14 protein-coding genes are annotated in these 14,679 nt (G+C 64.6%); 5 read left to right on the top strand and 9 right to left on the bottom strand.

What is annotated here, in order from left to right; genetic code table 11:
• Positions 1–10 precede the first annotated feature (10 nt).
• Together GDN70_RS01805 and GDN70_RS01800 are read left to right on the top strand one after the other, a co-directional pair.
• Positions 11–1,447: an MBOAT family protein gene (locus GDN70_RS01805; RefSeq protein ID WP_152102091.1), complete on the top strand. Its 1,437-nt coding sequence runs from the start codon at positions 11–13 to the stop codon at positions 1,445–1,447.
• The gene (locus GDN70_RS01800; protein ID WP_038973075.1) at positions 1,447–2,547 is read left to right on the top strand and encodes a hypothetical protein; all 1,101 of its coding nucleotides are present in this window, start codon (positions 1,447–1,449) and stop codon (positions 2,545–2,547) included. The genes GDN70_RS01805 and GDN70_RS01800 overlap by 1 nt, the downstream gene beginning before the upstream one ends.
• A gap of 175 nt (positions 2,548–2,722) precedes the next feature.
• On the opposite strand, the gene GDN70_RS01795 is transcribed toward GDN70_RS01800, so the two are convergent.
• The 3 genes from GDN70_RS01795 to GDN70_RS01785 form a co-directional block, all read right to left on the bottom strand.
• Complete coding sequence (locus tag GDN70_RS01795) at positions 2,723–3,910, bottom strand: alanine--glyoxylate aminotransferase family protein (protein WP_038950765.1); 1,188 nt, start codon at positions 3,908–3,910, stop codon at positions 2,723–2,725.
• Between the two features lie 106 nt (positions 3,911–4,016).
• Positions 4,017–4,742 carry a thermonuclease family protein gene (locus GDN70_RS01790; RefSeq protein WP_152102090.1) on the bottom strand — a complete coding sequence of 242 codons (726 nt, stop codon included), beginning with the start codon at positions 4,740–4,742 and terminating at the stop codon, positions 4,017–4,019.
• A 297-nt stretch (positions 4,743–5,039) separates the two neighbouring features.
• The gene (locus tag GDN70_RS01785; protein ID WP_152102089.1) at positions 5,040–6,767 is read right to left on the bottom strand and encodes a hypothetical protein; all 1,728 of its coding nucleotides are present in this window, start codon (positions 6,765–6,767) and stop codon (positions 5,040–5,042) included.
• Between the two features lie 432 nt (positions 6,768–7,199).
• Here GDN70_RS01785 and GDN70_RS01780 point away from each other — a divergent pair, with 432 nt between their 5' ends.
• Positions 7,200–8,048 (top strand): caspase family protein, encoded by an 849-nt coding sequence (locus tag GDN70_RS01780; protein WP_028143869.1) that lies wholly within the window; start codon positions 7,200–7,202, stop codon positions 8,046–8,048.
• Positions 8,049–8,213: 165 nt separating this feature from the next.
• On the opposite strand, the gene GDN70_RS01775 is transcribed toward GDN70_RS01780, so the two are convergent.
• Complete coding sequence (locus GDN70_RS01775; protein WP_028143870.1) at positions 8,214–9,104, bottom strand: efflux RND transporter periplasmic adaptor subunit; 891 nt, start codon at positions 9,102–9,104, stop codon at positions 8,214–8,216.
• A 290-nt stretch (positions 9,105–9,394) separates the two neighbouring features.
• Here GDN70_RS01775 and GDN70_RS01770 point away from each other — a divergent pair, with 290 nt between their 5' ends.
• Positions 9,395–10,018, top strand: coding sequence for a PAS domain-containing protein (locus GDN70_RS01770; RefSeq protein WP_038973078.1), 624 nt, complete (start codon positions 9,395–9,397; stop codon positions 10,016–10,018).
• A gap of 8 nt (positions 10,019–10,026) precedes the next feature.
• Here the strand turns inward: GDN70_RS01770 and GDN70_RS34850 are convergent, their stop codons facing one another.
• The 4 genes from GDN70_RS34850 to GDN70_RS34845 form a co-directional block, all read right to left on the bottom strand.
• The gene (locus tag GDN70_RS34850) at positions 10,027–10,197 is read right to left on the bottom strand and encodes a hypothetical protein (protein WP_018321596.1); all 171 of its coding nucleotides are present in this window, start codon (positions 10,195–10,197) and stop codon (positions 10,027–10,029) included.
• A 71-nt stretch (positions 10,198–10,268) separates the two neighbouring features.
• Positions 10,269–11,396, bottom strand: coding sequence for a lactonase family protein (locus tag GDN70_RS01765; protein ID WP_038973085.1), 1,128 nt, complete (start codon positions 11,394–11,396; stop codon positions 10,269–10,271).
• 127 nt (positions 11,397–11,523) lie between these two features.
• On the bottom strand, positions 11,524–11,655 hold the full coding sequence (locus GDN70_RS35660) for a hypothetical protein (RefSeq protein ID WP_256379454.1): 132 nt from the start codon (positions 11,653–11,655) through the stop codon (positions 11,524–11,526).
• A gap of 79 nt (positions 11,656–11,734) precedes the next feature.
• Entirely contained in the window at positions 11,735–11,899 is a 165-nt protein-coding gene (locus GDN70_RS34845; protein ID WP_162131006.1) for a hypothetical protein, read from the bottom strand.
• A 175-nt stretch (positions 11,900–12,074) separates the two neighbouring features.
• Between GDN70_RS34845 and GDN70_RS35655 the strand changes: the two genes are divergently transcribed.
• Positions 12,075–12,197 (top strand): hypothetical protein, encoded by a 123-nt coding sequence (locus GDN70_RS35655; protein ID WP_256379453.1) that lies wholly within the window; start codon positions 12,075–12,077, stop codon positions 12,195–12,197.
• A 244-nt stretch (positions 12,198–12,441) separates the two neighbouring features.
• On the opposite strand, the gene GDN70_RS01750 is transcribed toward GDN70_RS35655, so the two are convergent.
• Positions 12,442–14,640 carry a PAS domain S-box protein gene (locus GDN70_RS01750; protein ID WP_081494380.1) on the bottom strand — a complete coding sequence of 733 codons (2,199 nt, stop codon included), beginning with the start codon at positions 14,638–14,640 and terminating at the stop codon, positions 12,442–12,444.
• Between the last annotated feature and the right edge of the window lie 39 nt (positions 14,641–14,679).

Genomic DNA, 14,679 nt, shown 5'->3' with positions numbered 1-14,679 from the left:
GTCCAGCCTGATGCTGTTCAATTCCTACCCGTTCATCCTGTTGTTCCTGCCCGTCGTTCTGGCCGGCTATTTCTGGCTCGGGCGGCGCAGCAATCTCACCCCGGTGATCTGGCTGGCGCTGGCCTCGCTCGCCTTTTACGCCATCGGCAACTGGCAGTTCGTGGCGCTGTTGCTGCTGTTGATCGCCTTCAATTACGGCGTCGGCCATCTCCTCATCGTGGCGAAGCTCGGCCCGTCGCACCGCAAGGCGGCGCTCGCGCTCGGTGTCGTCGGCGATCTTCTCGTGCTCGGCATCTTCAAATATGCCGGCTTCCTCACCGAGAACCTCAACGCCTTGTTCGGCACGCATGCCGCGGTTCACATCCTGCTGCCGGTCGGCATCTCCTTCTACACGTTCACGCAGATTGCGTTCCTGGTGGACGCCTATCGCGGGCAGGTCGCAGCCTATGCGCTGCCGCACTACGCGCTGTTCGTGACTTATTTCCCGCATTTGATCGCCGGGCCGATCCTCCACCACAAGGATATGATCCCGCAATTCGAGCGGAAGGAGACCAAGCGTCCGGACGGACATCTCATGTTGTGCGGTGTCATCATCTTTGCCATCGGCCTGTTCAAGAAGACCTGTCTCGCCGACGGCATCCAGCCGCTGGTCGCACTCGCCTTCGAGGCGCGCTCGCCGAGCTTCGACCAGGCCTGGCTCGGCGCACTTGCCTACACGTTCCAGCTCTATTTCGATTTCTCCGGCTATTCCGACATGGCGATCGGGATCTCGCTGATGTTCGGCATCTTCCTGCCCGTGAATTTCAACTCGCCCTACAAGGCGTCCAGCATCGTCGAGTTCTGGCGCCGCTGGCACATGACGCTGTCGCAATTTTTGCGCGACTATCTCTATATCCCGCTCGGCGGCAACCGCCACGGCCGCGTGCTGCGCTACCTCAATTTGATGATCACGATGCTGCTGGGCGGGCTCTGGCACGGTGCGGCCTGGACTTTTGTCATTTGGGGCGCGCTGCACGGGGCCTATCTCTGCGTCAATCACGCTTTCAACGCCCTGATGCCAACCATTCCGTCGGTCCTTGCGCGTCCGGTTCGCATCGCCGGAGCAGCGCTGACGTTCCTCGCCGTCGTCGTCGCCTGGGTGTTCTTCCGCGCCGAGAGCGTCGCATGGGCGCTGCGCGTCCTTCACGCCATGGCCGATCCCTCGAACATCGTCTTTGGCCGTGAGGAGATCGCGGCGCTGGTGCTGATCTCCATCTACGCTGCGCTGGTGTGGCTGGCGCCGAACACGCAAGGCATCTTGGGATACGATCACGCTAACCGCCGGGTCGGCGAGAACTTGCGGGCAGGGCGCATGCGGCCGCTGTTTCTCTATGGCGCATCGCTGGTGCTTGCGTTCGGCATCTTGGGCATCCAGAGCCACAGCGAATTCATCTATTTCCGGTTCTGATGCGCGGGCCGTTCACCAGTCTCAAGCGTCTTCTGCTCGCGAGCATCGCATTCGTGCTCGGTGCGGCCGTGCTCACCTACGTCGTCGATCCCCTGCAGCTGTTCCGCCCCTCGCGCACCGCCTTCTATTCCGACGACACGCGCGTGCAGAATGCCGGGCTGATCCGCAGCCAGTCGTTCGACACCGCCTTCATGGGCACCTCGCTCGCGATCCATTTCCGCCAGAGCGACATCGACCGTGCGCTCGGCGTTCGCTCGCTCAAGCTGGCGATGACCGGCTCCAACTCACGCCAGCAGGCCTTCGTGCTGGAGCAGGCGATCGACCGCGGCGCGAGGCGCGTGATCTGGGCGATGGACGATTTCATCTTCGTCGATGCGGCCGACATCGAGGCCGATCCCTATCTGTCCGTCGATCTCTATCGCGGCACGACCAAGGGCATCGCGTCCTATCTGTTCAGCGCCGCGATGGCGAAAGAGGCGCTGTTCGCGCTGCTGCGGTCGGTCCCGCCGTTGCAAGGGCCGCTGACCCGCGCGGCGCCGTTTCTTCCCGTCAAGTTCGCGCTGGCTGATGTCGACGACATCTACGCGCTGCCGCGGGATTTCGACGTCGCGCGCGAGTACAATGCGAAGAGGACGCTCGCCGCCTTCGCCTACATCACGAGCCCCGTGCGCAGCCGCTTTCTCGGCGAAGGCTACGGTTATGACGCCATGGCCGGGCATTTCGAGCGCGATGCCGTCGGCCTGATCACGCGCCACCCCGACGTGACCTTCGATATCTACTTCCCGCCCTATTCGGTCCTGCAATTCGTTGCAATGCGCGAAGCCTCGCCCGAGACGCTGAAGATCGTCACTGACCTGACGGCAGTCGTCGCGCAGCGCCTCACGCAGCTTCCCAATGTGCGTCTGCACGATTTCCGCGCGATCAAGGCGGTGACGCACGATCTCGATAATTACGGCGACGTCATCCACCATTCGCCGGTGATCGATGCGAAGGTGCTGCAATGGCTGGCGAATGGGGAATATCGGGTCGATCCGAAGCAGCCGACAGCGTCGCTGGATGAGCTGAAGTCACAGGTCGAGGCGTATCGTGTGCCGAAGTAATCGCGGCAGACTCAGTCGTCGTCCCTGCGAACGCAGGGACCCATAACCCCAGGAGGAGTTTGGCGAAGACAAGCAGCGAAAAGTCTGGGCGCGGTATTGCGACCGCGCCCCATCGATAAATCCCGCGGTATGGGTCCCTGCGTTCGCAGGGACGACAGCGGAGTATGTGGCGCCTCTACACCGCCACCTCGTCGCCGAGATACGCCACCGCCGCCTCCAGTCCGCCCTTGCCGTGCGGGATCTTCAGGGCGTTCAGGCCGATCTCGATCACCCCGAGCGTGCCGAGCAGCATCGGCGCGTTGACATGGCCCATATGGGCGATGCGGAAGGCCTGGCCCGAGAGGTCGCCGATGCCGGTGCCGAGCACCACGCCGCACTTGTCCTTGCAATAGCGTTGCAGCACCGCCGGATCATGGCCGTTGCTCATGGTCACCGTGGTCACGGTGTTGGAGCGCTCGCTGGCCTCCGCCACGTTGAAGCCGAGCACCTGGCCTTCCGACCATGCGCCAACCGCGCGGCGCGCGGCTTCGCCGAGCAGGCTGTGGCGGCGGAAGGCGTTCTCCAGGCCTTCCTCGTGCAGCATGTCGATCGCCTTGCGCAAAGCGAACAAGAGATGCACCGGCGCGGTGCCGGCGTATTTGCGATAATTCTCGGTGCCCTCGCGCTCGCTCCAGCTCCAATAGGGCGTCGACATGTTGGCCTTCTTGTGCACCTCGAGCGCGCGCGCATTGGCGGCGACGAAGCCGAGGCCGGGGGGCGTCATCAGGCCCTTCTGCGAGCCGGACATCGCAACATCGATGCCCCATTTGTCCATCTCGAACGGCATGCAGCCGAGCGAAGCGACGGTGTCGACCATGTACAGCGCCGGATGGCCGCTCGCCTTGATCGCCTTGCCGATCGCCTCGATGTCGTTCTGCACGCCCGAGGCCGTGTCGACCTGGACGACGACGACGGCCTTGATGGTGTGCTCCTTGTCGCGGCGCAGGCGCTCCTCGACCTCGTGCGGCCGCACCGCGCGGCGCCAGTCGCCCTTGAGCACCTCGACCTCGGCACCCATCAGCGCCGCCGCATTGCCCCAGCCGATCGCGAAACGGCCACTCTCCAGCACCAGCACCTTGTCGCCGCGCGACAGCACGTTGCTCAGCGCCGCTTCCCAGGCGCCGTGGCCGTTGGCGATGTAGATGTAGGACTTGCCCTTGGTCGAGAACAGTTTCGAGATGTCGCCGAGCAGGCTCTCGGTCAGGTCGAGCATCTCCTTGGAGTAGATGTCGATCGCCGGACGATGCATCGCCCGCAGCACCTCGTCGGGCATGGTGGTGGGCCCGGGGATGGCCAGAAATTCCCGGCCCGCGCGAACGGTCATTGCTCTTGATCCTTGTTGCTTGAGAACGGACTGGTGAGTTTGTTGAATCAGGTTTTACGCGCCGTGAACCGCCAAGAAAAGCACGCAAAACGCAGGTCTGGGGCTCTCATCTCTTGGTCTCGCGGCAGCCGGCGGCTTCCGCCTCTTCGACCGAGCAGAACCAGCGGGTGCCCTTGCTGATCTTCATCTTGATCTGGGTGTACCAGCGGCTGGTCGGCTGGTGAAAGATGCATTCTCCGGCGCTGTTGACGTTGCCCTTGATGGTGCAATCCGGGGAGGGCGCCACCGATCCCGAGGCCGAGGCGAGCAGCACCGCATGCGCCCCGTCGGGCGGCTTGGTGGCGCCGAGGATGACGGTCTTCTTGTTGCGCTCACGCCAGTCCCAGGGCGCGATGAAGGCGCCCTGCCACATTCCGGCTTTTGCCTCACGCGCGGCGGCCTCGTCGGGCTCGTAGTCCTTGGAGATGCGGGTGTAGGCCAGCGCCCAGCCGCTGCGCACCAGCCATTTCTGGATGTCCTCGCCGCCGACCTCGCAGCGCGCCACGGTGCGGCCGCGCCGGTCGATCGAACGGGTATGGCAGACCCAGCTCTTGCCCTCGGCGTATTTGGCGAGCTCGTCCCGCGCCGCGACGCCGCAGGTCCAGCGTTCGCTCTTGGTGTTGAGGCAGAGCTGGTCGACCGCGGGCGCATCGATGCCGCCGAGCCGGATCCGCGTGTTGCCGATCACCACGGCATCGCCGGCGCGCACCTTTGCCGTGCCGGTGATGTCCGTGGCCAGTGCCAGTGACGGGAGAGCGAGGAGAGACAGCGCAATCAGGACTTTTCGCAACATGCCGGCCCGCGTGTGATGAAATGTCGATAGAGCGCGCGATTGTGGTCGGCTTTTGGCCATCGGGCCAGCTTATGCTCAACAGATAGGCTTTCAACTTCCCGTCATTGCGGGAGGTCTCTCGGCTCGTGTCCCGGACGCGGTGCGGCGTGTAACGCCGCTCCGCAGAGCCGGGACCCAGAAATCCACAGACACATCTCGCGGAGGCATGGGCCCCGGCTCTGCAGCGCACCGCACCGGACGATGCTTCGCATCGCCGGGGGCGCTGCGCTGCGTCCGGGGCACAGGTACAGTGCGCCCTCACCCCCGCGTCATCGCCCGCTTCGCTACCGCGAGCCCCATCAGCACGAACGCCGACGTCACCTCCGGCCCGCCCACCAAAATCCGCGTCGGCGTCTTCATCTTGTTCCACTCATAGGCGCGGAACGGGCCGCGGCGGCCGCCTTCGCCGAGACCGGCGACGATCACGTTCAGTGCCGGCGCGAAGGCGCGCGGGTCGGCGCCGAGATGGCCGAGCGCGATCAGCGCCAGCGCCGCGTCGAACACGTTCATCTCCGCGGCCATCAGCTCGCCCTTGACGTAGGACAGCACGCGATGGCGGATGAAGTCGAAATCGCCTGCGGGATCGATCGCGGCCTGCGCCGCCAGCGGCAGCGCCAGGAACGCCGCATAGCAGCGGCCGAAATAGGCACTGTAGAGCTCGGGCAGATAATAGATGTGCGAGCGCGGATTGGCGAAGGCGCCGCTCGCCGCCAGCCGCTTCTGGAAGCCGATGATGCGGTGCACCGTGGCGAGCCGCGCCGGCGTCTCCAGAATTTTCCAGCGCGCCAGGTTGCGAAAGCTCACCTCGAGAATGTCGAGATTGAGCGTCGGATCGAGATCGTTGCCGTAGGGACGCTCGCCCTTGAGGTTGTCGATCCAGGTCGCGACGCCGCCCTCATAGTCGATATTGTCGTTGAGCGGCACGGTCACGCGCGGCTCGTTGACGCCGGCGCGCACCTGATAGCCGGCGTAGAAATCCAGCAGCGGCTGATCGAGGACCTCATCAAGGCAGCCGGCCTGCGTCGCAGCGGAGATCGAGCAGGCCGTGGTGTCGCAATCCGGCACGTAAACGCCGAAGCCGAGATCCTGCTTGATCTGCGCGAAGTAACGGGAAAAGCGCGGATGCGGCGCGGGCGCCAGCGCGGTGACGACGTTGAAGCGCTCACCGTCGATGCCTTCGACCTCCTCGCGGCTGATGTTGACGCAGAAATCCACCATGTCGGCGATGGCGCGCTCGGCTGCAATCTTGTCGGCCGGCGAGGCAAGTCCGGTCTCGCCATAGCTCAGCAGCGCTTCGATGAAGAACGCATCGTAATAGGCCGAGCGGTGGCGGATCTGCACCGGTTCCCACATCGGCTCCGCGATGCCGGTCCAGGGCGGATTGACGACGGCGCGCGCCGGCGTGCGCGCGATGAAGACACGGGCGAGGTTGAACAGCAGCGAGGAATTCTTGTAGCCGCGTGCGTTGAGGCCCGTGAGCGCCATGATCAGCTCGCGCCCACGAAAGTCAGGGTCGCCGATCAGATTGAAGGCGGCGTAGGTCGGCAGAAAGCCGTTTCGGCGGTACGAGCCGAGCAGATGCTGCGCGCAGTCGCGGATCACGCCGTCGATCTGCGCCTCTGGCGGCGCGGAGCCGGTGAACATCGCCGGCGGCGGCCTGGGATGGTCGAGCGCGATGCTGTCGACGAGATCGGCGACCGGCTGGCCGACCGCCGCCCAGTCCGGCTCGGCCTCGTCGCGGGCGCGCGCCAGCGCCGCGCGCAGCGCCGTCAGCCTGGCCTCGTCGCGCAGCTCGGGCAGTCCGGCCCGCCGCAGCAGCACCCGCAGCGCGGGGTTGCCGAGCGCGGTCTTGTAGAATTTGGCCAGATGCGGATCGCCGCTGGCCGCAGCAGACAAGACGGGATCGCAGACGTCGTAAAGCGAGGGGCCGTCCTTCCGCGCGGTCAGCGCCCGGCAGGCGGCGCCGGCAAAATAATGAAAGTTCATGAAATACCTGGTCGCGGGGCCTTTGGCGGGGTTTTGGCCGGGGGCCGGCCAGCGCGCTTCCTGCCACGCGCCACCCCCTGCAAGTCGTTGAAAAGGCTATCCGGATTCGCAGGAAATACAAATGTGATGGAAGTCACGAAAAAAGCCGGCACGAAGGCTGCATGATCGAGGCTCGAAAAGGCTGTCGGGGAGGGAAAACCAACAAATCTGCGCAGGAGAATTAACGAATATCGTCAGTGGCTTAGCTCAAATTTTGGGCAATCTATTGCCGGGCACCCTATATGCGGTTAAAGGTTTGTTTGGTGCGGCGCCGCAAATTGCGCGCAATTCGGGGGCACATCCCCGGCCAATCCCTCAAACCTAAAGACGCTATCGCGCTACTCAAACAGTGTGCGCGCGTGTGGCTGGTCTTTGGCACAGGAAACGAACGAGATGAATGTAAAGCAGCTCGACCTTTCCCGACGCACCATCGCGTTGGCCGCCGCCCTGATCGGCACGGTCTCGCTGGTGATCGGCGCCCATGCTGCTCTCAACATGCGCGCGATCGATGCTGCCAAGGCCGTCTCCACCGACCAGATCACCGGCTCGATCGGCCAGACCTCGCGCCTGGCGCTGGTCATCGGCAATGGACATTATCCCGACGCCAGCGCGCCGCTGACGCAGTCGATCAACGACGCCCGCGCGCTGTCCTCGTCGCTGCGCAAGAACGGTTTTGACGTCGACATGGTCGAAGACGCGACCAAGGACGACATGGTCCGCGCCGTGGGCCGCCTGAAGTCCCGGATCAAGCGCGACACCGTCGTCATGCTGTTCTTCGGCGGCTACGGCGTGCAGGCGGGACGCGAGAGCTACATGCTGCCGGTCGATGCCGTGATCTGGAAGGAAAGCGACGTCCGCCGCCAGGGCGTCTCGATCGACGGCGTGATCGACATGATGAAGGAGCAGGGCGCCAAGGCCAAGCTCGTCGTCGTCGATGCCTCCCGCCGTAACCCTTACGAGCGCCGCTTCCGCTCCTATAGCCACGGTCTCGCGCCGATCAGCGCGTCCGACAACGCGCTGATCCTCTCCTCCGCTTCGCCCGGCAAGGTCGTCGACGACGGCAAGGGCGAGCACAGCGTGCTGGTCAGCGAGTTCCTGAACAACCTCAGTGCGAAGGGCAGCGCCGAAAGCGTCTTCAACAAGACCCGCGTCGCCATCTCCCGCGCCAGCGAAGGCGACCAGGTCCCGACCGTCTCCTCATCGCTGCTCGAAGACGTCCATTTCGGCGAAGCCGGCGGCTAGTTTCTATCAAATTTACGATCTCTCGTGCCCCGGACGCGGCGCATCATGCAATGATGCGACGCTGAGCCGGGGCCCAGTTTTTTTGACCGTCGCTGTGTGACGAGATGGGTCCCGGCTCTGCGCAGCAGCGTTACACCCTGCAGCGCGTCCGGGACACGAGGAAGCCTACTTCGCCGCTTCCGCGGCCATCACCGGGCGCACCGGATCGCCTTCGCGCAGGAGCGCGCCGGCGCGGGCGACGACGACATCGCCGTCGTTGAGGCCGTCACGGACCTCGATATTGCCGCCCGACATCAATCCGACCTCGACACGCTTGGTCTCGACGCGGTTGCGGCGGATCACCTGCACCACGGTGCCGGCGGATGAATATTGCACGGCGGTCAGCGGCACCGCGACGTTGCAGCTCTGCCCGGTCTTGATCAGCGCGCGTCCGCTCGCCTTCAGCAGCAGCCGCTTCTGCGAGGAGATGCCGATATAGACCATGCCCTGCTGGATGTTCGGCTCCACGGTCGGACCGATGCGGCGCACCTTGCCGTCGATGTCGCCGGCGCCCGCGATCCGCACGGTCGCCGGCTGATTGACCGCGAGCTTGCGCATGTCGGTGGTTGCCACCAGACCGACGAGATCGTATTCGCTGCGCGCCACGATCGTGAACAAGGCCTCGCCCTTGGCCGAGGCGAAGTTGCCGATCTGCGCGGTCGACGTCGCGATCACGCCCGCCACCGGTGCGGTGACCTGCAGCGTGCCGCCCTCGGGGAGCGCCAGCCGCGCCAGCACCTGGCCGGCGGTGGTGGTGTCGCCGGCTTCGGCCAGCACGTCCGTGACCTTGAGGCCCGGACGTTCGGGCCGCACCGAGGTTTCCTCCCGCGCGATGATCGTGCCGGTGGCCTCGACGATGTCGGAGAAGCAGGATTTTGCGACCTTCAGCACCGTGACCGCCGGCCCCCTGGGCGCGTCGTCATCGGCGGCTGCGGCCGGATCGGGACCGAGGATGAGCATGCCGGCGACGGCTGCGGGGCACAGGCTTCGAACGACGGCACGGGGCAAATGACGCATCGGAAATTCCACGGGGGCTATGCCTCCAATCGATAGCAGATGGCAGGGCTGCGGACTACGGCAGCGTTGTCCCAAAAAGGGTGGCCACGCCGCCGCGGGCCGTCGCAGCAAGTCTTTGATTAGTCGCTGGATTGGGCAACAGGTTCGCTTTTCCCGGGCGGGCGCGCCGCGGTCGGCACTACTCCCAAAGTGCCGCCGATCACGGTCTTCTCATCTGCCGGGGGCGCCTGTAAGGAACTAGAATCAGGATGACGCGGCAGGGCGGCCGCACAGCTCATGGTCGAGGCGGTATGCAACGGTTCGTTTGCGAGCAGAATATCGTTCATTTCGAGCGGCTGCTCAATGAAACGGCCGACCCGACGGTCCAGAACACCGTGCGCGCGCTGCTCGCATCGGCCAAGCGCCAGTTGGCGCTGCTGAACTCGGCGGCATCAGGGGCCGATACGACGCCCTTCGAACAGCGCCGGCGGCAGCACGGCGACACCGACACGATCCGGCAGCAATTCCAGCCCGAATTCGATGCCTCCCCGCATCCCTATATGCTGCTGGACCCGGGGCCGGGCCTCGTGATCGTCGACGTCAACGATGCCTATGCAGCCGCGACTTTGACTAGCCGGGCCGAAATCGTCGGCCGCTCGCTGTTCGAGATGTTCCCCGATAATCCCGACGATCCGCTCGCCGATGGCGTCAGCAATCTCTACAGCAGCTTGAGGATCGTCAGCGAAACCGGACGGGCCCATGCCATGGCGATCCAGCGTTACGACATCCGCGATCCCGGCGGCACCTTCGTCGAGCGTCATTGGCAGCCGATCAACTCGCCGATCCACGACACGACGGGCCATCTGGTCTATCTGCTGCACCATGTCGAGGACGTCACGGCGCAGGTCACGGCACAGGTCGCGGCGCGGGCCTAAACGGCCCGTCAGCCGCGGCGCTCACCCAGCAGCTTGCCGTTGGCCCGGTCGATCAAATGCAGGCGCGTGCAGGCCGGACAGGACACCGACACATGCGTGCGGTCGGCGGGCTCGTCGCCGAGCCGATGCTGCACGTTCATGCCGGTCTGCGGGCATTTGAAGACGATCTGACGGTCCATGACCGATGATATGACGACAAGGCGCGCCTTCCGAAATTACGGATGATTACGTAGGTCGGCGGCGGCGCCCCTCACGGCAGGTTCAGGAACTCCACCCAGTTCGGCTTCTTGCCGGTGGGGTAGGATTTCAGCCTGGCCAGCGCGCCGCTGCCCTGGTCGATCGCATAGACCGTCATGCTGTCGGAGAGCTCGCCGACCGCGGCGAGGTAGCGCCCCGTGGGATCGATGTGGAAGCCGCGCGGCTGCTTCTCGGTCGGCACGCTGCCGATCGTGGTCAGCTTGCCGCTGGCGGCGTCGACCTTGTAGGCGGTGAGCGTGTTGGTGGTGCGCTCGGAGGCGTAGAGGAAGCGGCCGTCCGGAGTGATGTGGATGTCGGCGGCCCAGGGTTTTCCCGAAAAGCCTTCCGGCAGCGCCGTGGTGCGCTGGATCTCGTCCCAGGCGCCGCTCCTGGCCTCGTAGGTGAATGCGGCGACGTCGCCGTTCAGCTCGTGGATGAGATAGACGAACTTGCCATTGGGGTGGAATACGAAGTGCCGCGGCCCGGATTTCTCCGGCACTTTGTGGGCGGGCGGATCGTTCGGCGTCAGCGTGCCGGTCGTGGCATCGAACGCGAAGCCCAGCACCTGATCGGAGCCGAGATTGGTTGCGAACACGAAGCGGTTGTCGGGCGAGGGCAGGAAGGCGTGCGCGTTCAGCCCGGTCGGGATCACCTGCTTCGGCTCGCCGGCGACGCCGTTGGCGGAAAGCGGATTCAGCGCGACCTTGTTGCCGCCATAGGAGGCGCTGAACAGGAATTTTCCGCTGCGGTCGACGGCGATGTTCGCCATGCTGTCCGCGAGCGGTCCGTTGCCGATAGGACTGAGCTGGCCCGTCTTGGGATCGATCGCAAAGCTGACCGCCTGGAATGGCTGCGAGCGGACACCGACAATCAGCACGCGGTGGTCGGGCGTGATCGCGAGCGGCGTCGAGGAGCCGGGCTTGTCGACGCCCTTGAAGGCGGCCGTCTGCACGGGCGTCATCTCGCCGCTCTCGGTCATCTTGAACACGCTGATGTCGTTGCTGTCGGCGTTGCCGACATAGGCGAAGGTCTCGGCCATGCCGGCGTGGACTCCAGAAATGAGAGTGAGGGCTGCGAACAGGGTGGTGGCGATCGCAGCGCGTGGCGCTTTGGATGCGATGCGTCGGGTCGATCTCAACATGGGCTCCTCCTGAGGGCCGGTCGCGGCCTTGTCGTTTTGCCGGCGAGGATAGCGGGCGGCGCGCCGCCGCACCAAATTCCAGTTGGGATCGATCGATGCCGAAATTGTATCGGTCGCCGGAGAGCGGCTACCGCATCGCCGCGGTCCGGGAGGGCAGATGCGGGCTGGACGGATGAGCGGGTGGTCCGAGCACAGTCCAGACGGCGACCGCCACCAGAGCGGACGTCAGGATGGTCCAGGCGATGAGTCGTTTCCGCATCTGGTCGAATCCGTCGCTGTCATGAAGCCGCGGGCACCGGAATCGTGCACTGCAAACCGCGGCAATCCTATGAACTCGTTCACAGGCGAAAACGGCCGGCGCAAGGCGAACCAATGCCGCGCGAGCGCATTGAACCGGCATGCCCCGTGAAAACGATCTCGAAGGTAAGCCCGACATGGGCGGCAAGCATGGCGGTCAGGCCGGTCAGCCCAAGTCGCCGCCGCGCCCGCACCAAGGCGAACATGATGAGGACGTCGTGGCAAAGCGCCACACCGGCCAAACCGATCAGGCATCGCCGCCGACCAAATCAAAATAGTGTCTTGCCGCGCGGTCCTGCCGCGCCTCGTGTTGGGAACCGCGGCATCGCTCTGCCGTTACCCGTTCCCGCAGGCTGAGAGATTGAAAACGGAGGCTGGCTCGTGTTTTGGATTTATTGGAACACCGCCTGGTCGCTGATCATCAGCGGCATCATGGTTGCCACCATCGTCAGCCACCCCGATTCCGAGTTTGTCGAAGTGCAGGCCGCCAGACGGTCGGTGTGAACATCCTGTCCTTGTGGAGTTCGTCGCGGCTCAAATCATGCTGCCCGGCATGAAGCAGCGGATGATGCGAACCAGCCCTTGAGCGGCGAGTTCGCGTATCGGCCGTCGTCGCGAGCCTGCGCGGCGAGGCCCCCTGCTCCCAGGATGTCGGTAGGTGACCCCGAAGCAGACGTTCTGAGCTGCTGGCGATCACAGCCGGGCTTCTGCCGCCGAGAACAGTCGTTCGCTCCGCGGTCCTGCAATCTCATACCGCCGACATCGGGTCGACGCGTCCGGAGGGAATGGTTTCGTCTGGTTCTACAGGCAGCGTGAACTGAAAGATGGCGCCCCTAGGTTCATTTGCGCCGGCCCACATCCGTCCGCCGTGCGCCTCGATGATCGAATGGCAGATGGCCAGACCCATGCCCATCCCCTTGGATTTTGTGGTGAAGAAGGGGTCGAAGAGGCGGTCCATCGTCCTCGGGTCCAGTCCCGGACCAGTATCCCGCACGCTGACGAATACGCCGTTCGAGGCAGTTCTGCCGGTGCTGATCAGCAGCTCCCGCACCCCATCGCCCGTTCCGCCCATCGCCTCGACTGCATTGATGATCAGGTTGAGGATCACCTGTTGAACCTGGACCCGATCCGCTTGAATCGGTGGAAAGTCCTCCGCAAGTCGCGTCCGCACCAGGACGCCATTCTTGGCCGCTTCGAGACGGGTCAGGGCGATGACCTCAAGTACCACCGCGTTGATCTCCAACGCTACCCTCTGTTGAGGCGCCTTCTTCACCAGGGCCCGGATCCGCCCGATTACATCGCCGGCTCGCAGACCGTCGTTGACGATACAATCGAACATCTGCCGGACCTGCTCCAGATTCGGCGGCTGGGCAGCCAGCCAGGACAATCCGGCCTCGGCGTTGGTGACCATCGCGGTGATCGGCTGGCTGACTTCATGGGCGATCGAGGCCGCGAGCTGCCCCATCATGGTGACGCGATTGGCGTGCGCGAGCTCCGCCTGCGCAGAGCGCAAGGCCTCTTCGGCCCGCTTGCGTTCGGTGATGTGCCGCCCGACGCCGCGGTAGCCGACGAAGCGGCCCGTCTTATCGAACACCGGCAGCCCCGAGACGGACACATAGCGCTTGCTGCCGTCGCGGGCCGGCCTAGCGAGCTCAAAATCACGGAACGACAGATGGGCATCGAGCGTTTCCCGGTGCTTGCGCCAGGCCTCTGCGTCAGGCTCCAGGTAAGGCACTTCCCAGCGCGTCTTACCGATCTCCGAGTCCGCCGCCGGCGCGTCGACAAGGCTCTCCGCGAACTCCTGGCGGGTAAAGCGATGCTGCGCGTCGGTCTCCCAGTACACGTCGAAGGAGAATTGCACGAGGGTGCGAAAGCGCTCCTCACTCTGGCGCAACGCCTCTTCCGCCCGCTTGCGCTCGGTCAAATCAAGGATGAAGCCAACGCCTTGATTTGTACCCTCTTCGAACATCGCCCCGCCGATTAGAACGGACACACGGCTTCCGTCTTTACGCAAATACTCCTTCTCGAATGGCGCGAGGGTCCCGATCAGCTCCAGCTCCGCAATGTTACGTGCGTCGAGGTCGCGCCATTCCGGCGGCGTCAGCATCGTACGGTGCAGGCGTCTCGCGGCGAGATCCTCGCGGTCGTAACCCACGATACGCAGAAACGCGTCATTGGCCTCAAGTATGCAACCTTCGAGGTTCCAGATCATGACCCCTATGATGTTGGAGTCGACGAGGCGTCGAATCTTCCTGTCGCGCTCCAGGAGATCGCTGTGGAGTTGCACGTTCTCCTCGGTCGCCTTTCTCCGCCGCTTCGCCTCGATCCGCGCGAGCGCCATCGCGGTCCCCACCAGGACGGCGCCGATGACGCCGGCTGCGAGGCCAAGCCGCGTCCTGCGTCGTTCGAGGTCCCCGGCGCGCTTCTCCCAACCTACGAGCTGAAAACGCTCAACGTCCTGCAACAGGTCGATTTGCAATCGGATATCGTCCATGCCGCGGATCATTGCCTGGGCCGCCTGCCCGGATACGCGGGCCGCCGTTTTGACGAGGTCGTCGATCTCACGCAGCTTTTCTGAAATGATCAGAGCCAGATGTCCGGCGCGAAAACTCTGTAACGGATCGTTTGCGACCAGAGTCTGGAGCGCCTCAGTCTCCCGTCGTACGCTTTCGTCCGAGACGCCGTAAGCCTTGAGATAAGCCGGGTCGAGGGTGAGCAGATACCCGCTCCTTTCAGTCTCCAGGTCGACGATGATCGTCCGAAGCCGATCAAGGGTGTCAATGACCTGGCCGCTGTGCTCGAGCGAGAGATTGATCGCCTCGCCGTCACGCCAGCTTTGGAGACCGAGCAATCCGGTCACCGCGGACAACGTCAGAAGCGCTGCAATCACAGGGATCAGCGGTCGTGCAAACCATCGCGAAAAGTGGCTCCGAGCAAAAGCTGGCATCGGCTTCGTGTCTTCGGTGACCGCCCGGCGGTCGCGTGA

The sequence above is a fragment of the Bradyrhizobium sp. TM102 genome, from assembly GCF_009176685.1.
GTDB classification, from domain to species: Bacteria; Pseudomonadota; Alphaproteobacteria; order Rhizobiales; family Xanthobacteraceae; genus Bradyrhizobium; species Bradyrhizobium ottawaense.
The sequence above is the reverse complement of the archived record's forward strand: the minus strand, read 5'-3'. Positions and strand labels throughout refer to the sequence as shown.